The sequence below is a fragment of the Flavobacterium plantiphilum genome (assembly GCF_046000495.1).
Classification (GTDB): domain Bacteria; phylum Bacteroidota; class Bacteroidia; order Flavobacteriales; family Flavobacteriaceae; genus Flavobacterium; species Flavobacterium plantiphilum.
Window position 1 is genome coordinate 199,734 of sequence record NZ_JBELQA010000004.1, and the last position, 20,538, is coordinate 220,271.

General features: G+C 32.5%; 19 protein-coding genes. 11 read left to right on the top strand and 8 right to left on the bottom strand.

Annotated elements, in window-relative coordinates:
• Window positions 1–158 precede the first annotated feature (158 nt).
• From ABS764_RS08495 to ABS764_RS08515, 5 genes are all read left to right on the top strand, one after another.
• Complete coding sequence (locus ABS764_RS08495; protein WP_408081363.1) at window positions 159–1,181, top strand: helix-turn-helix domain-containing protein; 1,023 nt, start codon at window positions 159–161, stop codon at window positions 1,179–1,181.
• A 122-nt stretch (window positions 1,182–1,303) separates the two neighbouring features.
• On the top strand, window positions 1,304–2,509 hold the full coding sequence (locus tag ABS764_RS08500; protein WP_408081364.1) for an NAD(P)/FAD-dependent oxidoreductase: 1,206 nt from the start codon (window positions 1,304–1,306) through the stop codon (window positions 2,507–2,509).
• Window positions 2,510–2,772: 263 nt separating this feature from the next.
• Entirely contained in the window at window positions 2,773–4,911 is a 2,139-nt protein-coding gene (locus ABS764_RS08505) for a catalase (RefSeq protein ID WP_408081365.1), read from the top strand.
• A gap of 41 nt (window positions 4,912–4,952) precedes the next feature.
• Window positions 4,953–5,405 carry a ferritin-like domain-containing protein gene (locus ABS764_RS08510; RefSeq protein WP_408081366.1) on the top strand — a complete coding sequence of 151 codons (453 nt, stop codon included), beginning with the start codon at window positions 4,953–4,955 and terminating at the stop codon, window positions 5,403–5,405.
• A gap of 208 nt (window positions 5,406–5,613) precedes the next feature.
• Window positions 5,614–5,766, top strand: coding sequence for a DUF1328 family protein (locus ABS764_RS08515; protein WP_408081367.1), 153 nt, complete (start codon window positions 5,614–5,616; stop codon window positions 5,764–5,766).
• Between the two features lie 174 nt (window positions 5,767–5,940).
• Here ABS764_RS08515 and ABS764_RS08520 read toward each other — a convergent pair whose 3' ends face one another.
• Window positions 5,941–7,041, bottom strand: coding sequence for a DNA topoisomerase IB (locus tag ABS764_RS08520; RefSeq protein WP_408081368.1), 1,101 nt, complete (start codon window positions 7,039–7,041; stop codon window positions 5,941–5,943).
• A 413-nt stretch (window positions 7,042–7,454) separates the two neighbouring features.
• Here ABS764_RS08520 and ABS764_RS08525 point away from each other — a divergent pair, with 413 nt between their 5' ends.
• On the top strand, window positions 7,455–8,918 hold the full coding sequence (locus ABS764_RS08525) for a glycoside hydrolase family 130 protein (RefSeq protein WP_408081369.1): 1,464 nt from the start codon (window positions 7,455–7,457) through the stop codon (window positions 8,916–8,918).
• A gap of 65 nt (window positions 8,919–8,983) precedes the next feature.
• On the opposite strand, the gene ABS764_RS08530 is transcribed toward ABS764_RS08525, so the two are convergent.
• The 3 genes from ABS764_RS08530 to ABS764_RS08540 all read right to left on the bottom strand — a co-directional run bounded on the left by ABS764_RS08530 (window position 8,984) and on the right by ABS764_RS08540 (window position 13,706).
• Complete coding sequence (locus ABS764_RS08530) at window positions 8,984–11,299, bottom strand: glycosyltransferase (RefSeq protein WP_408081370.1); 2,316 nt, start codon at window positions 11,297–11,299, stop codon at window positions 8,984–8,986.
• Window positions 11,300–11,567: 268 nt separating this feature from the next.
• Complete coding sequence (locus tag ABS764_RS08535; RefSeq protein WP_408081371.1) at window positions 11,568–12,110, bottom strand: hypothetical protein; 543 nt, start codon at window positions 12,108–12,110, stop codon at window positions 11,568–11,570.
• A 33-nt stretch (window positions 12,111–12,143) separates the two neighbouring features.
• On the bottom strand, window positions 12,144–13,706 hold the full coding sequence (locus ABS764_RS08540; RefSeq protein ID WP_408081372.1) for an AsmA family protein: 1,563 nt from the start codon (window positions 13,704–13,706) through the stop codon (window positions 12,144–12,146).
• Window positions 13,707–14,085: 379 nt separating this feature from the next.
• On the opposite strand from ABS764_RS08540, the gene ABS764_RS08545 reads away from it, so the two are divergent.
• From ABS764_RS08545 to trxB, 5 genes are all read left to right on the top strand, one after another.
• On the top strand, window positions 14,086–14,364 hold the full coding sequence (locus ABS764_RS08545) for a YtxH domain-containing protein (protein WP_408081373.1): 279 nt from the start codon (window positions 14,086–14,088) through the stop codon (window positions 14,362–14,364).
• Window positions 14,365–14,372: 8 nt separating this feature from the next.
• Window positions 14,373–14,762, top strand: a complete 390-nt coding sequence (locus ABS764_RS08550) for a hypothetical protein (RefSeq protein ID WP_408081374.1) — start codon at window positions 14,373–14,375, stop codon at window positions 14,760–14,762.
• Window positions 14,749–15,087, top strand: a complete 339-nt coding sequence (locus tag ABS764_RS08555) for a hypothetical protein (RefSeq protein WP_408081375.1) — start codon at window positions 14,749–14,751, stop codon at window positions 15,085–15,087. The genes ABS764_RS08550 and ABS764_RS08555 overlap by 14 nt, the downstream gene beginning before the upstream one ends.
• Window positions 15,088–15,092: 5 nt before the next feature.
• A complete protein-coding gene (locus ABS764_RS08560) occupies window positions 15,093–15,623 on the top strand; it encodes a hypothetical protein (protein WP_408081376.1) in 531 nt (176 codons plus the stop codon).
• Between the two features lie 118 nt (window positions 15,624–15,741).
• The gene (gene trxB, locus ABS764_RS08565; RefSeq protein WP_408081377.1) at window positions 15,742–16,689 is read left to right on the top strand and encodes a thioredoxin-disulfide reductase; all 948 of its coding nucleotides are present in this window, start codon (window positions 15,742–15,744) and stop codon (window positions 16,687–16,689) included.
• Window positions 16,690–16,774: 85 nt separating this feature from the next.
• Here the strand turns inward: trxB and ABS764_RS08570 are convergent, their stop codons facing one another.
• From ABS764_RS08570 to ABS764_RS08585, 4 genes are all read right to left on the bottom strand, one after another.
• Window positions 16,775–17,602, bottom strand: coding sequence for a GIN domain-containing protein (locus ABS764_RS08570; protein WP_408081378.1), 828 nt, complete (start codon window positions 17,600–17,602; stop codon window positions 16,775–16,777).
• An 82-nt stretch (window positions 17,603–17,684) separates the two neighbouring features.
• Entirely contained in the window at window positions 17,685–18,464 is a 780-nt protein-coding gene (locus ABS764_RS08575; protein ID WP_408081379.1) for a head GIN domain-containing protein, read from the bottom strand.
• A 2-nt stretch (window positions 18,465–18,466) separates the two neighbouring features.
• Window positions 18,467–20,164 (bottom strand): PspC domain-containing protein, encoded by a 1,698-nt coding sequence (locus tag ABS764_RS08580; RefSeq protein WP_408081380.1) that lies wholly within the window; start codon window positions 20,162–20,164, stop codon window positions 18,467–18,469.
• Window positions 20,161–20,499, bottom strand: a complete 339-nt coding sequence (locus tag ABS764_RS08585) for a PadR family transcriptional regulator (protein WP_408081381.1) — start codon at window positions 20,497–20,499, stop codon at window positions 20,161–20,163. The genes ABS764_RS08580 and ABS764_RS08585 overlap by 4 nt, the downstream gene beginning before the upstream one ends.
• Window positions 20,500–20,538: the final 39 nt, after the last annotated feature.

Sequence of the window (20,538 nt, forward strand, 5' to 3'; positions counted from 1 at the left end):
TAACAGATTGTATTCTTAAAAAGAACTTTTCTGTCTCAGGTTAAATTATTGCTGATTACATTATTAATACGGTGGTTTTTAGAAATAAAAACTTCTGAAGACCTGAAAAACCTAAGCTGCCCCCTTAGATATTAGTATATAAACCTAAAAAATAAAACATGAAAAAGATATCAATAACATCAAATAATCTCTCCGTTATTTTTAAACAAATGCAACTACAGTTAGGAGGTAAAATTGAAATAAAATCAAAAGAATATAAACTGGTAGTCGATAATGAAATTGCCAAAGGTTTTATTTCCGGAGTTTCAATAGAGAATGCGATTGCCTATTTGGAGTATGATATTTTTTTCAAAGAAAATGTTTCATTTGAAGGTAAACTTCAAAATTCTAACCTCATTCATTTTGGATATTGTTCCAAAGGTCATCTTGCTCAGAGTTTTGGGGAAGATGGGATACAAAATCATCTGAGTCAGTTTCAGACTGGTATTTTTTCAGGCTCTTCTGAAACAAGTACGCTTTTAACCTTTAAAAAGAATGAAGAAGTTAAAGTATCGGTTATTACCGTTGATATTTTATCGGTCTCTGATATTGAATTAAGAACACAGTTACAAAATATATTTCAACCCACACAGGAGGATAATATTTTTTCATACGTAGGTTCTTTTAACCTGAAAATAGCCGAAAAAATTGAACATCTTAATACCATCAGTCAAAACGGTTTAGTTAGAAATTTGTTGATAAACAGCACTGTATATCTAATTCTGGCTTTAGAAATTGAGCAGCATAAATACGATTTAATTCATACAGAATCTTATTGTAGTTCTCTATCACAAGCAGATATGGAAGCCATAAAAGACATTTCTGAGTTTATAAAAAACTATCCTGAAATTCAGTACAGTTTAAAATATTTAAGTAAGAAATCAGGTTTGTCTCCTTTTAAATTACAGGAAGGTTTTAAAATAATGCACAATAGAACGGTAACTGATTTTATTAGAAATGTGCGGGTTGAAGCGGCTGAAAATCTTATAAGAACAACGGAATTAAATATCTCTGAAATTGTGTATACCATTGGTCTTACAAGCAGAAGTTATTTTTCTAAAATTTTCAAAGCAAAGTACAACTGCAGTCCAAAACATTATCAAAATTATCTCAATAACCTTCCGGTTTTATCTTATTTATAACTGTTTATCTGTAGCTAAGTATCCGGATGTAGATGATCTAAAAGTACAAACTAAGGATATTTTGTAATTGAATTTTACAGTTGCAATACAAGCTTATTTTAAAGCAAAATGCATTTAAATTTATGGATCTTACATCAAATGAACCATTTTGGTTATTAAAAAATGGATTATTAGGCTCTTATCCCTCGTTACACGACAATATAGAGACCGATATTCTGATTGTTGGAGCAGGAATAACCGGTAGTTTAATGGCTCATCAATGTATGGAAGAAAATTATAAAACCGTAGTAATTGACCGAAGAGAAGTTGCAAACGGCAGTACTTCGGCATCTACCAGTATGCTTCAGTATGAAATTGATGTTCCTTTGTTTCAATTGACTGAAATGATAGGTCAGGCGGCAGCAGAAGCAAATTATATTGCCTGTTATAAAGCTATAGACGAACTGGGTGCTCTGGTCAGAAAAATTAATTCAGAATGCGGTTTCAAGAAGAAAAATTCTCTTTATTTTGCTGCAAAGCAAAAAGATACAGCTTTTTTAAAAAAAGAACTGGAAGCTAGAGAACGTTGTGGTTTTGATGTTAAATGGCTTTCTGAAAAAGAAATTGAGAGCCGTTATAAAATCAAGAAATCTTATGGAGGAATTTTATCGGCTCAGGGTGGAAGCATAGATGTTTTTAAATTTACCCATGATTTACTTGCTTACAACCATAAAAAAGGTTTAAAAATTTTTGATAAAACAGCAATTAAATCGGTTATATATAAAAAAAACAGTGTAGAAGTTCAATCAGATTTGGGGTATAAAATTAAAGCAAAGAAAATAATTTATTGCAACGGTTATGAAAGTACCGAAATGATAAAAGAAAAGTTTGTCAGGCTACTTTCTACTTATGCTATTATTGGCGAACAGAATTATCAGGATCAATCGCATTTAAATGATACACTTTTCTGGAATACCGAAGATCCGTATGTCTATATGAGAACTACTGATGATAACCGGATTTTAATAGGAGGTGAAGATGAAGATTTTGCTGATGATAAAAAGAGAGATGCACTATTAGCGGATAAAAGCAAAAAACTTTCAAAAAAACTTAAAAGCTTATTGCCTCAATGCCATTTTACAACTGATTTTGCATGGGCAGGAACTTTTGGAGAAACTAAAGACGGACTCCCTTACATTGGCAAACATCCGGATTTTAATCACAGTTACTTTGTTTTAGGATTTGGAGGAAATGGCATTACTTTTTCCGTTATTGGTACGCATGTAATTAAAGATATGCTAAAAAATAAGGTACATCCTTTACAGGAATATTACCGTTTTGGTCGTTAATTATTCTTAAAAAATAAGTCTCAACAACATTTTCCTTAAAATATAAATTTAGAAGTACAGCCCATTTTTTGATAGAAAAATGGGCTGTACTTATTTAAACAGAATTTCTCTTAATAAAAAAGTATTTCTCTTTTATTGAGGTATTTTTTTTATGATTAGCGTCAGTATATGTATTTGAAAATTAAGACTTTCGTGTAGAGGTTTCTCATTAAATGATTAGACTTCATCTTAATTTATTTTAAAAAATCTAAAAAAAAAATATTATGAATCAGAAAAAAAATAGCAACCCGGAAACTAAAAAGACAGAAGATTTAAAAGCATATCAAAAAGGGATTAAAGATACTGGTATGACTACTAATCAGGGCTTAAAAGTAAATGATACTAATAATTCGCTAAAAGCAGGAGAAAGAGGTTCGACTCTATTAGAGGATTTTTTATTAAGAGAAAAAATAACCAGTTTTGATCATGAACGTATTCCGGAACGTATTGTTCATGCCAGAGGAAGCGGCGCACATGGTTATTTTGAGTTATATGAAAGTATAGAACAATACAGTAAAGCAGGAATTTTTAATGATACCAGCCGTAAAACACCTGTTTTTGTGCGTTTTTCTACTGTTGCTGGTTCTAAAGGTTCGACTGATTTAGCCCGAGATGTGCGTGGATTTGCTGTTAAATTTTACACTGATGAAGGAACCTGGGATTTAGTAGGAAATAATATGCCTGTATTTTTTATTCAGGACGCTATGAAATTCCCGGATTTAATACATTCGGTGAAACCTGAACCTCACAGAGAAATCCCTCAGGCGGCATCCGCTCATGATACTTTTTACGATTTTGTATCTCATGCTACAGAAACGCTTCACAATCATATTTGGGTAATGAGTGACCGGGGTATTCCGCGAAGTTTTCGTATGATGGAAGGGTTCGGGATTCACACTTTCCGGTTAATAAACAAAGAAGGTAAATCTCATTTTGTAAAATTCCACTGGAAACCTAAATTGGGTGTTCATTCGGTATTATGGGATGAGGCTGTTAAAATAAGTGGTGCAGATTCTGATTTTCACCGAAGAGATTTGTGGGATGCTATAGAAGCGGGTCAATATCCGGAATGGGAATTAGGAATCCAGGTTGTTCCGGAAGAGGACGAATTTAAGTTTGAATTTGATTTGTTAGATCCTACTAAATTAATACCCGAAGAACTCGTTCCGGTGCAAATTATTGGGAAGATGACTCTCAATAGAAATCCTGAAAATTTCTTTGCCGAAACGGAACAGGTGGCTTTTTTACCGGGTCATATCGTTCCGGGAATTGATTTTACGAATGATCCTTTATTACAGGGACGCTTATTCTCTTACCGCGATACGCAGTTATCCCGTTTGGGCGGACCTAATTTTCATCAGATTCCTATAAACCGTCCGGTAGTGCCCACTCATAACAATCAGCGTGACGGTATGATGCAGACAGAAATTCCTAAGGGACAAACGGCTTATTTCCCAAATAGTATCAGTGGTGGCTGTCCTCATCTGGCTAAAATGGCTGAAGGAGGTTTTACTTCTTATGAAGAACGAATAGATGCAAAAAAAATCAGAACCCGAAGCGAAAGTTTTAATGATCATTTTTCCCAGCCGGCATTATTTTACAGAAGCTTGTCTAAATGGGAACAACAGCACGTAGTAGATGCTTATACTTTTGAGTTGGGTAAATGCCAGCAACAACCTATTCAGGAACGCATGCTTTGGATTATTGCTCAGATTGATAAAGAGTTAGCCCAAAAAGTGGCTGCCGGATTAGGTCTTGAAATACCTAAGTCAGTGGAACAACCCGTAAATCAGGCAATTGGTGCTGATGCAGATGTAGAAAAGCATCAGCCTCCAAAAAAGAAAAATTATCTGGATGCTTCTCCACGTTTAAGTCAGGCTAATACTAAATTTGACAGCATTGTCAGCCGTAAAGTTGCTGTTCTGGTTGCAGATGGCTTTTCCATGGAAAATTTCAAAAAAATGAACGATGCGCTAACTACCGAAGGGGCTATGGTAAAAATTGTAGCACCTCACGGAGGAAAAGTAATGTGTGATGAAAATATGGAACATAAGGTAGACGCAGCAATACTAACTACCGAAAGTGTTCTATATGATGCAGTGTACATTCCAGGCGGGACAAAATCAATAGACAAATTAAAAACAGAAGCTAAATTTATAAAATTCATAAACGAAGCTTTTATGCACTGTAAAGCAATAGCCGCAGATAATGAAGGAGAGGATTTACTTGATGCCACTTATATGGTGAGTTGTAAAAAAGACAAAGCTGTCTGTATCAATCAGAAAGCTCAGGTTTTTATTGACGCTATTGCCCAACACAGAAATTGGGAAAGAATGGATGAGGTGAAAAAGATCCCTGTTTAAATAAAAATTCAAATAAAGTCGAATCTTTAAAATTTAGAATTATGGAAAAGTATACAGCAGATTTAAAAAATAAACTAAACAATCTCTTAGAAAGAATTCATGATGGTGAAAAAGGTTTTAAAAAAGCTTCTACACATACTGACCATCAGTTTTTAAGAAAGTTTTTTGAAAAAAAATCTCTGGAGAGAGAAAAGTTTAGCCATGAACTTAATAATGTACTCAATACTTATGAGGTTCATGATGATAATAGCGGAAGTGTTGCCGGTGCTGCACACAGAGCCTGGATGGAAATAAAATCATTATTTTCTTTTGACAATGAGGAATCGATGCTGGAAGAAGCGATTAATGGTGAAAAGGTTTTATTAGATGATTATAATGATATTCTCAGTGTAGAAACCGTACCGATAGGTATTCGTGCCGTTTTACTGAATCACAAGGAATTGATAGAAAACGGTCTCGATGCCATAAAAAAGCTGGAAGATTTAAGAGATTAAATTTCCTGCATATACTTTATAAAAAAAGAGGAAATTAGTTTTCCTCTTTTTTTATAAAGTATTATCATATTAATTTATTGGGTTACAATTTATCTTATTAGAGTTAACTATAACAGTATTTTTACTCTAAATTTGAGATATAACAAACAAAATAAACCTCAAAAATGGAGGTTTTATTTAAGTAGTATTAACTTAAAAAATAGAAATTATGTTACGTTGGACAGTTATATTTATCATTTTAGCTATCATTGCCGGAGTCTTAGGATTTGGAGGAATAGCAGCCGGAGCGGCAAGTATCGCAAAAGTTTTATTCTTTATTTTTATCATATTGTTTCTTATATCAATAATCAGAGGAAGATAATTGAATAAAATTACTTTGCTTGTCAAAATATAAACATGTATTTGGGAGATTTTCTTGGGTTGAATCTTTACAGCCCGGAAAAATAATTCCGTACAGAAAAAAGTTGTAAAATACACAAATAGTAAAAAACAGAGAAGGATTCCTAATGATCCTTCTCTGTTTTTTGCAACAAAACTAAATTAAATTGTCTGTCTGAAATTCAGGTGTGTAGGTTTTAAATAGTTTCAGAATCTCTTTTTCTGATGGAGAAAAATAAGGGTTAACATTGCTATTATTTTTAATTCTGTCAAATGATTTATATAATTGTTTGTCCTGATATGCCTGCACAATAATGGGATGAATATAATATTTCCTGCAAACGGTTTTAGTATTTCCCAAAGCTGATGCAGTCATTTCATATCCTTTTAAAATATTCTCTTTTATTTCTTTTTCGGTTTCAGCTTTATCCAGTTCTGATAAAGTATTAAAAAATGACAATGAAGCAGACCAGGTTCGAAAATCTTTGGCAGTAAAAATTTTTCCGCAAATAGCCTGCAGGTATTCATTAATGTGGTTGCTTTTGATTATTTTACGTTCACCGTTTTCATCAATAAATTTAAATAATTCCCATCCCGGAAGTTCTTCACAGCGGTTGACTAATCGGATTAATTTTTTGTTGCGGATAGTAATGCTGTGTTCTTTCCCTTTCTTCCCCACAAATTCAATTCGCATTTTGTCCTTGTAAATATTTATATGTCGTTTTCTCAGGGTAGTCAGTCCGTATGTCCGATTGGTTTTTTCGTAATAGCTGTTTCCTATACGAATGTGAGTTTCTTCCATTAACCGGATAATCAAGGCTACCACTTTTTCTTTAGGCCATCCTTTTTTTTCCAGATCTTTGTCAACTTGTTTTCTTATCAGCGGCAGTTTTTTACCAAAAGAATACATTTTATAAAACTTGGTATTATTTCTTATTCTCTTCCAGTCTTCATGATATAAATACTGCTTTCTGTTTTTGTTATCACGCCCTACAGCTTGTAAATGGCTGTTTTTTATACAACTGATTTTAACGTTTTCCCACATAGGCGGAATTACTAAGTCTTTAATACGTTTTAAATCGGTCTTTTTTTTGAGAGGTGTATTATTCTTTAAATAACAAAATCCCTTACCTTGTTTCTTTCTGATTATCAGAAAATCTTCTTCCTGAGCATATACCAGGTTATATTGGGAAACAATGTTTTCCGGCTCCGTAATTAATTGTTGGAAGTGTCCTTTTTTAGAAATCATTTTTTGCATTGGTTTAGTATGGTATATCTCTGAAGAGGATGTTAAGGTTTAAGGACAGTCATATCAAATATAATAATCAGATTGTTGTTTGTTTGACTTAAAAACACAAAAAAATAATCTTATTGCAGCAATTCTGTACTTATTCAACTATTATAAAAGTTCTCATTTGGGTTAAGAATTTTATTTTTGAGATTAATCTTTCGTTTTTTTAAAAAATACCTTTAAGCTGGTAATAAAAAAAAACAGCATTATTAAAACATTAAAAGATTATCTGAACTTCTTTTACAATATTTTAGATTTTACATACTGTCTGATTTACAGACAGTTTTTTATTTATTAATTTATAAAATTTGTTTATATAAAATACTTAACTTTAATAATCAGTCTGAATTTTGAGTAAACATTAATATTAAAATTATACTATGTCAGTTCCTGTAACCCGAAAAAAAATATATTTTAAACCAGACTCCAGCAGGGTAGTAGCCCGTTTTTTTAATAATGGCGATGCCAGAACTATTAATTTAGTAAACCGGATAATGCGTCTGTCTGAAGCAGAAGTAATGCATGAACTCGATGTTACTTTTAAAGGATTTATAGGAAGGCACAGGAATATTTCGGAAATTTTCTTGAAACATGCGGATAACTATAAAAATTTGATTGAAGAACAAATAGGAATCAATTATAAGGATCTTTCTCTGGAACGTCGCCTTCTGATTGGGTCGTATAGCACAATGGAATATTCGATTGAGTCTGCGGCACTTTTTAATCCTTCGATAATTGAAGATTTTGACCAGTCTTTTTTGGCCGAAGGTGAAAAAAGAGTTATTATATCTTTCAGAGCCACAGGAGAAGGACATTTATCGTCTATTGTTTTTAGAAAAGGAATACTGGATGCTTCCAATAATTTAAAAATGACGGAAGTGAATAAGTTTATTCATCTTCCCACCATAAAAAAGAAAAAGGCATATAATAAAAAACGGTTTATAAAAAAGATGGACGAAATGCATATTCCAAAAGAATATTCATTGCCCATTATGGATTCTTTACCGGACAGATTTGAATATTTTGAACTGAAAGAAGCGGTCAGAAATATATTAAAGATGGACATTGACGAATCAAAGAGAAAAGCGCTTAAAGAAATGACCTGGCTGGTAGATTCTTATTATGATGTGGAATTTAATGAAAATTCTAAAATTTCCGGCAGGGTTATATTTCCTATTTCTTCAGCGGAGAGTCGCGGAATTGAAGATGCCCGGTTTGTACGTTTTACCGAAGATGACGGAACCGAAAAAATTTATGCCACTTACACCGCTTATGATGGTTTTACAATACTTCCTAAATTGCTAACCACAGAAGATTTTATAAATTTCCGGATTATGCCGATGCATGGTGATGGTGCACAAAATAAAAATTTTGCCCTTTTCCCCAGAAAAATTAAAGGAAAATATGCTATGTTAGCCCGAATTGACGGAGTAAATAATTACCTGTTTTATTCAGACAGAATTACGTTGTGGAATGATCCGATAAAAATTCAGGAACCCAAATATCCTTGGGAATTCACCCAAATAGGAAATTGTGGCTCTCCTATTTATACAGAGGAAGGATGGTTAGTAATCACGCACGGTGTTGGAGCAATGAGACGCTATTGTATTGGTGCTTCTTTATTGGATTTAGAAGATCCTACTATAGAAATAGGCCGTTTAAAAGAACCGTTACTTTCTCCTCTGGAAGAGGAAAGAGAAGGATATGTACCAAATGTGGTGTATTCCTGCGGTAGTATTATACATAACAATCATTTAATTCTGCCTTATGCTGTTTCTGATTATGCTTCATCTTACGTTACTGTAAATATGGATGATTTATTAGCTGCACTTAAAGCAAAATAAGTTTAATATAAAGTATAAAAAAAGAGATGCCGTTAAAAATAAATTTAACGGCATCTCTTTTTGAATTAAACAATGTCTTCAAAGGCAAACCGTGCCAGACAATAGCTTATAGTAGATTCGGCACCCTGATTTAAATTCACATTAGAGCTCTCTAAACCATCATGACAGCCTCCTGTACAGGGATTGTAAATAATCTGTTTTAATTGATTGTTACCCTGAAACCAGCTAAAAGCGATCTCCATTTTATCGTCATAGCCTTTTGAAGGAAATGCCTGGTGGAATTGTTTTAATGCCAGTATAGTATAGGCCACATCAATGGGCTGCTCTCCGCCATTCAGAATCAGTTTTTCATCAAAACCTTTAATAAGCCAGCTTTGGTTAGAGATTACCCGGATACTGTCTTTTTTGAAAATTTTAGAAAGTAAAAAATCAAAAGTTTCTTTTGCTATAGCTTTAAACTTTAATTCTCCCGTAGCTTTCCAGGCATATAATAGAGCTTCAGGTAATACACTATTGGCATAAGTGAGGTAATTTTCAAACCAGTTCCAGGTTTCTTCCGAATGAAAATTATACAAATCAACAAGTTTATTTGCCAGATTATTTATAATCCCGATAATTTTTGTGTTGTTGAGTTTTACATTAAAAAAGTACAATCCTTTTATAGCAAATGCCAGTGCCCTTGGGGATTTAAATAAATGTATTTTTAAATTAAACTGTGTGATAGCAAACAAAATGTTTTGCAATAAAGTAGCATCTAGATCGACATCTTCTTCCATCAGGTAATAGGTGTAGCCCAATGCCCAGATAGCTCTTCCGTTAGCATCTTCCAGATTTTCATCTTCATTTTGCTTTGTAAACTTTTTATCCTTGTCTACATAATTAAGGAAGAGTCCGTTGTCACGCTGGCATTTTAAAATAAAATTGGCATAGGTTTCTATTAATTTTAAATCAGCGTCGCTTTGTGTTATTTTGTAATGATCACAGGCTGCTATCAATGCCCGGGCATTATCGTCTAATGTGTATCCGGAATCAATATCCGGTGTATTGATTTTTGAAAACTGAATAACTCCTATATCCGTAGTCATTGCCCGCAAATGGTTCAGATTAATTTCAGGCTTTTTATATTTTAATTTAAAACTTTTCTTTATTAATTCAGAGAAAAGCTGTGCGTGTGATATTGCCGAGTTTTCCCAGGACGTAGCAGCTGAGGTATGCAGTCCTTTCATTTTCATATCATGTCTTAAAGCATCATCATCCAGAAGTTTATTTACTTTTTCTGCCAGTTGGGCAGCATCTCCAAAATCAAATAACAGGCCATTTCCCTGTTGCAACACTTCTGTAGCATGAGGAATAGGAGTGGAGACTATAGGGCATCCGCAACTCACGGCATAGGAGAAAGTGCCACTGACAGCCTGATTAGGATCTTTAGAAGTAAATACATAACAATCTGATAGTTGCAGGTATTCTAATAATTCAGAAAGAGGAACAAATTTATTTACAAAACTGACATGATTTTCTAATTTTAATGCTTCTACTTTCTGTTGTAAAAAATCTTTGTAAGCATCTCCTTCATTATTAAACAGTGTAGGGTGGGTTTTACCTACAATAAGAAACATAATTGTAGGATGCACTTTTATTATAGCAGGCAAAGCATCCAGCGTTGTTTCGATACTTTTTCCAGGACCTAAAAAGCCAAATGTAGCAATAACTTTTCTGTCTGAAATATTATATTTCTCTTTGAGAAAAGCCTTGTCCTGATGTTTTACTAAATGGGTTCCATGAGGAATTATTTTTATTTTGTCTAAAGGAACTCCATAAGTATCATTCAGTAAATCAGAAGAAGATTTGGTCATAACAGTGACCATTTTTGCCACTGCAACTAAGTCTTTTACGTTTTTCTCCAAATCTTTATTTGGATGTGGCAATACCGTATGAAAAGCAATAATTACTGGCTTTGTAATGTCTTTTAAAAAAGTAATAAAAGTTTCTTCATTGTTTTTAAATAAACCAAATTCATGCTGAATCATCACGATTTTAGTGTCTTTATCAGAATTGATTTTGTCGGAAATCGTCCGGAAAGATTCGGAATCATCGGTATTCAAAACCATATTAACATCTTCTGTAATGTAAGTATGGCTTTCGGTATTAGATTCTACAGCACAAATTTTTATATCAAAACAGCGATCAAATTTGTTTTCCAGCGCATTTTTCAAATCATACGTATAAGTTGCAATCCCGCATTCTCTGGGAGGATAAGTAGCTATAAATTGTATTTTAGGTAATGTTTTGGAACTTTTGCTAAAAGCAGTAGTGTTTTTCAGACTTTCGTCTTTAAAGGCTTTAATACTTGCCTTGGTTCTTATAGTTGTATTACGTTTCATGATTTAAAAATTTGTTACTGTTACACCATCCTATTGGTTTTTAATAGAGTTGTTAAAAATTAATTGACACACAGGATTTACTATCCGTTAAGGCTAAGTTATATATAATAAAAAACTGTCATTAGCCTTAAAGAGAAATTTGTTAACCCAATCAGATTAAATTTTGCTCTTTTGAAACAGATGAAAAGTATCTGCCTGAAATCAGCAAAGATGCCGATTTGAAATCACGGAATGGTTTTACGTAAAAAACTATATTTTTCTGTAATAATTATTCATCAGCGACTTCGTCATTTTTATCAATAGCAGATAAAGGATGGTCATACATTTTTAGACCAATTATTTTTATCATATCCACAATGATGTTATACAGCATTAACACCACCACAATTAATCCGGAGCTTAGAATACTTGAAATACTTAATGAAGAATAATAGATGTAATTGTACCAGTTATCAGGGACATTATCTGACTCTGTGATAGGTAAGTTGAGTATTAAAAAAGAAATAACGGAAGCAATAAAAACAGCAGTATCTAATTTTGCTATTTGAAGAATATGAATGTAATGATCTTTTTTTAGTTTGGGTTTTGAATTAGAACTAATGCTCAAAACAGTCAATAATAACGCTAAAATGGTAGCTGATGCTAAGGCTATTGTATTGCATAGCGTGTTAAGACCCGACAGCGATTTTTGTATCAGTATTTTAGCTTCATAACCACTTAATTCTCCCAGAAGTAAACTTCCCAAAAGAATTATAAATAATGAGATAAGTCCGCCTAATATGGCTCTTCTGGTATGATTGTTACTGTTCATTAAAATAATTCAGTTTTAGAATGATTATAGCTGTTATTCTTTTTTACCGTCTCCTGTTAGCGTACTGATTACGCCACTCTTTACATTAATCCAGAGGTAATTAAAAAATGACTTTGTCGGATCCCGTTCTGCTTCAATCGTGCCATACCTGAAACCTTGAGGATTAGTGTTCTTATCACCGTCTTTAATAAAAATATTGCCTATTGCCGTGAGGAATTTATTTATTTTAGACGTTTTTTTACGTAATATATTGAATTTAAAATCTTCATATTTCATTTTCATGGTTCCCGATGATTTTATATTATCCCCACTAAAAGTAAAATACATCTGCTGAAGAGTTCCTTCGGTAATTACATTTAAATTAGGTTTAAAAAAGGGATTTAAAACAGGAGCAGGCAAATTCATAATAGAACCGGATACATATAGCGCATCTGCCTGATTGTTTACATCAAAACTCCAGTTAAGTTCCAGAGGAGCTTCGCCCATAAATTTAGAATGTATTTTAATTTCTGTTTTTTTAGCATCTTTTAAATTACAAATATTAGCAACTACAGCATTTACATTTTTGAAGAATATTTTGCCGGCATTTTTATCAGCTTCCACTAATTCAGCATACGAAATATAGCCATTCTTTATTTTTGTTTGGCGGATATCGAGATTAAACCCTAATTTTCTTAACGATTTACTGTATAAGGGTTTAACAGTGAGGTCATCGGCAATTAATTTATCCCGGTAAATTTCCAGATTTGGTTCAGTAATTTCAACCGATTCGGTAGTAATTCCCAAACGATTGCCGGCATAATTAATATCGGGTTCATTTATAACAATTTCCGGAATTTTTAATTGCATGTGATCTCGTTCTTTTTTTAAATGCTTAGAAAGTTCCTGTTTGGTGTACTTAGGAATGAGTTGCAAATTTTTTATAACCACATTGTTTTTAATACTGTTGATGCTGTCTATTTTAAAACTTTCATAATCACTATGATTTAGAACAATGTTTTTTGCTTTGACATAAAAACGGGTATAAACAAAAGGTACGGTAGCTAATGTTTGTAAATTTAATTTGAGACCTGAAGCTTTTAAATCATAAGACGAAACAGAAACGGATATTGAATCGGTTTTGTTTTTCATTACGCTCAAATCACCATTTATAATATTGAGGTCGTTAATGGTTATTGTTTTTATTCCCTTTTCAGGCTGTTTTTTTTTGTCTTTTTTCGAAACAATACGATGGTAAGGATAGTGATTGATTTTTGGATTTGTTAAAGTTAAATTGCTTAACGAAACCGTGTTATTAAATAATAAATTCCAATAACCAATTCCTTTCAGCTGGATTTCTTCGAGCTGTAAATAAGTATGGTTTTTTGAAACCACACTGTCTTTTATTTTGACAGAAGGATGGTACAAAACAATATTTCCTTGTAATAAACTAAAATCCAAATCTGAATATTCAACGGTAAAAAGTGAAGGAGTTTTATCAGAAAGGAAATCTTTTATGTAATTTTTTACCCACCACTGGGTGATAAAAAATCCAACGATTAAAAAGCTGCCTATGAGCACTATTAATGTAATTCTTTTATTGTTTTTGCTACTCATATAAATTGTTTTATACCGGTCGTTTTTTATTTTTTTAAACGTAGTGGTTATGTTTTAATCGCTTTTGTTTTTTTAGTTTGTCTTTATTCTGACTAAGACATGAGATCTACAAAGGAAATGCAAAAAGTATGAGCTTTACAAATAAAATGCAAATTCTGTAAAAAATCTAAAATATTTTATAAGAAACTTAGAGTCAATGAATCGCATCTTTGTAAAACACATAACTACTATCTCAATGAGGTTACATTAGAATAGAAAATTAGACTGACAGTTTTTTTATATTTATTAAAGGCTGTTGAAAAAGCTAATTAAAAAGTAAGTTAAGTTTATTCTATTGAGTTATATATAAACATTCGTTAAATTATTAAAAAAAACAAAGATGAAAACAAATGAAACAATTATCGGTGTATTAGGCGGAGTTGCAATAGGAACTGCATTAGGAATTTTATTTGCTCCGGATAAAGGAACAAATACAAGAAAAAAAATTGCTCAAAAGAGCAACGATGTTAAAAACAAAGCATTTGAAAGCTTTAACGGAGTGCTGGACACTGTATCGGAAAAATGCAATTCTTTAATTAATAAAGGAGAAGATATGGCTGTAAATGGTATTAATACTGTAAATAGAGAATTAGATACAGCAAAGAATAATATTAAATAGCATATATAATGGAAACAATTGCAACAAACATAGAACTGCTTTATAAAAAAGCTAAAGATTATGCAGAAATCAATATCGAATTAGCAAAGCTAAATGCAGTTGATAAAACAGCAGATGTTATTTCCTCTATATTAGCAAGATTAGTAGTAATTATGATTGTTGCAATATTTATTTTGTTTTTTAGTATTGCTTTAAGCTTGTATTTAGGTGAATTGTTAGGACAGGAATACCTGGGATTCTTAGTTGTTTCAGGTATTTATTTAATGGCTGCAATAATCTTACATTCTTACAGAGACAAAATAATAAAAGAGCCCTTAACCAATGTTGTTATTGCAAAATTATTAAAAAAGAAATCACTATCAGTTAACTCTAAACCTAATCAGGATGGCAGTCTATAAAAATCAAAATACAGAATTAGATAAAGCAATTGCTCGTTTAGAAATGGATAGGGATTTGAAGCTGGAAGAGTTAAAAGAGCAGTTAGCAACTACTTATGAAAGTATAAAACCTGTAAACATACTCAGAGAAACCGTTGAAGATTTTAACAATGCGCCGGATTTGAAGTCAAATTTGTTGCAAATTGTAGTGAGTATAGCAGGTGGTTACCTATCTAAAAAACTACTATTAGGGAAATCAAACTCCTTTTTTAAAAAAATTGCCGGCTATATTTTACAATATGGCATGACAAGTTTTATTGCCAAAAAAACAAATCCTAATCCCTAATAAATATGAAAAAAACAATTAACATTTTAGGAATACTAATGGTATTCCTTTTTAGTAATTATGCTTCAGCTCAATTACAGTCAGAAAATTACAACCGCAATTTTAAATTAGGATTTGGACTCAACGCCGGTCTGCCTTTTAATGATCCCTATACTTTTAATCTGGGAGCTGATGCAAGACTTCAGTATAATATATCTGAAACCTATTCTATTTGTTTAACAACAGGTTACAACAATTTATTCGTAGAAGACGGAGGAACTAATTTTGGCTATATTCCTGTCAAAGTAGGATATAAAACCTTTATTTTTAGTAATGAATTTTATGTCATGGGAGAATTTGGTGGTGCATTTTCAACTACTAAAGCCTATAGTGATAATTCTCTTCTTTTTTGCCCCAGTCTGGGATATGCTACTAAATATGTTGACATCAGTTTAAGGTATGAATTCCTGAAAGATTTTCCGGTTATTAAAGATAATGTAGCAGATGACGGATTAGGACAGATTATGGTGCGATTAGCTTATGGATTTGATTTATAATCCATGATTTCATGAAATACTTATCTATCTCAGAATAATAAAAACTGATTGTTGAAGTTTAATTTTCCAATAATAAAAACTTACTTTTGTGATGTTTTAAAATTAAACTTAATTTATTATGTCTGATACAATCGAAAAAATAAAATGCCTTATTATAGGTTCCGGACCGGCAGGTTATACTGCAGCTATTTATGCGGCCAGAGCCAATATGAATCCGGTTTTATACCAGGGAATGCAGCCTGGAGGTCAATTGACCACTACTAATGAAGTAGAAAATTTTCCAGGATATGTTGATGGAGTTACCGGTCCCGAAATGATGGTACAGTTACAAAAACAGGCAGAACGTTTTGGAGCTGATATCCGTGACGGATGGGCGACTAAAGTTGATTTTTCAGGAGATATTCATAAAGTATGGATTAATGATGCTATCGAATTACACTGTGAAACAGTAATTATATCAACCGGTGCTTCAGCTAAATATTTAGGTTTGGCTTCTGAGCAGCATTATTTACAAATGGGTGGCGGAGTTTCGGCTTGTGCTGTTTGTGATGGCTTTTTCTATAGAAATCAGGAAGTAGTAATTGTGGGAGCAGGAGATTCTGCCTGTGAAGAAGCGCATTATTTATCAAAGCTTTGTAAGAAAGTAACCATGTTAGTGAGAAGTGAAAAATTCAGAGCTTCTAAAATCATGGAAGAACGTGTACGTAAAACAGAAAATATCGAAATTTTGCTCAATCATGATACTGTTGAAGTTTTAGGCGACGGTCAGGTAGTTGAAGCTGTCAAAGTGTTAAATAAAGCAACAAATGAAACGTATGATATTCCGGCAACAGGTTTCTTTGTCGCAATTGGTCATAAGCCCAATACGGATATTTTTAAAGAGTATTTAACATTAGACGAAACAGGTTATATTATCAATACACCGGGAACTTCTAAAACTAATATTGAAGGAGTTTTTGTAGCCGGTGACGCTGCTGATCATGTATACCGTCAGGCAATTACTGCTGCGGGAACAGGCTGTATGGCTGCTCTTGATGCGGAAAGATATTTAGCTGCTAAAGAATAACTTTATTTTAATTGATTACAAAAAAAAAGGTTGTTTTCACTCCATTGTTTGAAAACAGCCTTTTTTAATAGCATATTTTATAAACTTATTTTTTAGAAATTTTTGCTTTATCAGTAAACTTATTCATTACAAGTTTTGCATTTCCGTAAAGTTCTGTTTCTGTTTCTTCGCTGGCAGTGATAACAATATCTTTTTTTGCATTTACGGCAGCTTTGCTTTTTCCTTCCGTAATTAATTCAATTTTATCTATCTCCAATTTAGAAGCTTCCAGTTCACAGTCATTTGCTAAGCGAATAAGACTGCTTTTAGCCTCACCTTCAATTTCAGCTTTTGTATCCTGATACATATCTAAAGCTAAATTATCCGTTGATAGTAAAGATTTTAATTCCGAATCTTTACTCATTTCAATTTTTATAGTTTCACTTTTTAAATTCAATTCAATTTCCGAATCACCATCAGCCTGTAAATCAAAAACTTTGGTGCTGGCATTCATTAATATTTTTGAATCGTCAAAGGTTTTAATAGTAAAATTATCTGTTATTATTTCCTGAATTGCATTAACAACAGCATCATTTTTGGATACAATAGTATTGAATTGAGCCGTATAGGTAACTTTTACTTTTAATGATTTACTTTTTACAATTCTTTTAGACGTGGAAAGACGTAACACATGATCTGTAACCTCAACAGCGATAATATCCATTAAATTGTCATCGGCTTGAATTTCGATTCCGGGAAATTCGCCTCTTTCTAATGAAATTTCTAGATTGTCTCCAACTTCAATACTATTGAAATTCCCTATGTTTTTGTGTTTTTTTACGATGTTTTTTGATCCGCTTATCTTATCTTTTTTTTGTGCAAAAACAAGAGTTGTGGATAAAAAGACTAAAAGGACGATACTGATTTTTTTCATGTTTGATAATATGTTTATATACAAATATAAAAAAATCGCCTCTTTTCAGGAGGCGATATCTGTTTTTAATCCAAATTATTTGTTAGTCAAAGCTAATTTTACTCCCGGAATTTGTTGTTTTTTCAATTTGTTGGGGTTTGTTGTAATAGGTGATTTTACTTCCGCTACTGGCTTTTGCTTTTAGGCTTACTATAGGATATACATTTATTTTGGAACCTGAAGAAGCTTCTGCAATAATATTATTTACAAGTAAGTCTTCCGCATCGGTTTTGGCTGCACTTGAGGTATATGTAAGTAAATCAAGAGCCATTCCTTTTAAATCAATTTTACCGGCACTACTGGATTCAGACTCAATTTTTTCAAATTCTAAGTTTAGTTTAATTTCTGCAGCAGCAGAGGATTTTAATGCGATATGGTCCCCTCTTAAAATTCCTTTGTTTTCTATTTTTGATGCCGAATTAGCTTCCAGTTTATGAATGACTGGTAGTTTAATAATCACTTTTTTAGTAGCTGCATCGTGTATTCTGGTACGCTTGTAACCAAAAAATTTAAATGTAGTTGTATTGGTGGTATTCGACACATACAAAGTCCCGTTTTCTACTTTTGTTTTTATTTTTTTTTGAAAATCTTCATCAGTAATAACAGTAATTTCAGTATTATCAGACTGTTCAATGATTACATTGATTCCGCTACTCACATTTATTTTATTAAAATCTTCGTTAAGATGTCTGGTTTCATGAGTTATATTTCCTGATGATTTTACTGTTTTTATAGTTTCATTTCTTTCATAATTAATGCAGGAAGTGCATAATAGTATTATAAATGAAAACAAAAGCAAGGGATGGAATTTGGTTTTGAGCATAACTAATTGGTTTTAATAATGATACCGTTTTTATCTACTTTTAGTTTAGAAACCCCGTTTACACTGTCATTTTTTACTGTAATTCCATCTTTATTGATAGTTATTGACGAGGATTCATTGTCATTCTCCATGTCAGTTTCAGTACAATTTAAACACGACACTTCAAAAGCTCCTACTTTATATAAAGGTTCGTTAATGTCATGATCCAGGTCAAAAAAATCATTGTCTGAACGGTCGTAATCATTAACGGAAGAATCTGTTTTAAAAACAGTTCCTTCGGTTAGAAACAGGACAATTTCGATACGCTGGTTGCGGTATTTATTTCTTAATTCGGTTAACAGATAATTATCAAAAATGAGTTGGTTTCCAATAACTTTATAGTGATAATTAATTTGATCCGCATTTTTTCTGGCTTCGGAAAATGATTTCCCTTTAGCTTCTTTTTCAATTTGGATATACGAATAATTTTCGTTTGATTTTTTTATTCGAAAACGCACCTCATTCGAATAAATCACATCGTTATTCGTAGAATCTGTAGTAATTTTAAATTCAGAACGATCATGTATATCTCTGGCAAAAAAATCATTGTGTTTGAATTTGACAAACAAAGTATCTTTTGCAGCTAGATTAAGAGTTTCTTTTTTAACTATACGACCATCCATTGCAAAAGCTGAGGCCTGCTTGATTCCAAGAGCAATAACTAATGAAACAGCGATAATCCAAAGAGCCAGTAAAGTGTATTTAGCAATAGAACCAATTGATTTTGTATTAGGAGCCAATAGTTTAAAACCTAATAAAGTCAGGAAAAAGAACGGAATCCCTACTGCAAAAAACATCAGTAGTCCAAAAACCCAAATAGGATAATCCGTAAAATTGCCTGTCTCCACAAATCCCTGCCACGGAAGTTCAATAAAAGTATTTGTTCCTAAAGTAAAAACACCAATCAGTAAAAAGGCCAGTGTGCTAAGACCTGCTATGATTAAGAAAAGTCCTAGAAACTTAGCGATTATTTTAAAAAAACCGATGATAAAATTTCCTAATGAGTTTCCCACTCTGTTAGCACCTGTTTTGATCTGATTTCCATATTTGTCATAATCAGCATTTTTTATTTTTTCAGAAACATTTTCAAATTCCTGTCTCACTTTTTTTTCAATATTCGAAATATTGACAGCTTCTCCGGTCATTTCCAGCTTTTCGGATGTAGTTTTTGCTTCAGGAGTTACAATCCACAAAATGATATAGGCGATTATTCCTGTTCCAAAACCGGCAAAGATAAAGAGTACTAATATAATTCGAATCCAGACTGCATCAATCCCAAAATAGTAACTCAATCCGGAAGCAACACCACCAATCATTCCTTTTTCGCCATCGCGATATAGTTTTTTAGATTTAGTTGCAGTGTTATATTGTCTGTTTTCAAATGATTGTGGTTCGTCTTCAATGATATAATCTTCGGGTTGTCCCATCACAGCAATAATGGCATCAATATCATTTAAAATAACTACCTGCTTATCATTTTTTAGTTTTTCATTCAGTAACTCCGCTATTCTCATTTCAATATCTTTGATAACTTCATCTTTTCCGGATGAATTTGAAAGTGAGCGCTTAATTGCGTCAAAATAGCGAGATAGTTTTTGGTATGCATCTTCGTCAATATGGAAGAACATTCCGCCTAAGTTGATGTTTACAGTTTTATTCATGACTCCGTTTTTTGATTTGTGATTAGGTTTACGGCATTGGATAATTCGGTCCAGGTTCCATTCAGTTCGTCCAGAAAAGTCTGTCCTGTTTCAGTGAGACCATAGTACTTTCGGGGTGGTCCTGAAGTGGATTCCTCCCAGCGGTAATTTAACAATCCGTCATTTTTTAGTCGTGTTAATAAAGGATAAATAGTTCCTTCAACGACTAACAGTTTTGCGTTTTTTAAGGTTTCCAATATTTCGGATGTATAGGCATCCTTCTGTTTTAAGACAGATAAGATGCAAAACTCGAGAACACCTTTTCGCATCTGGGCTTTTGTGTTTTCAATGTTCATATGATTTTATTTTGTTATTGAATTTGATTGTTTTTTATG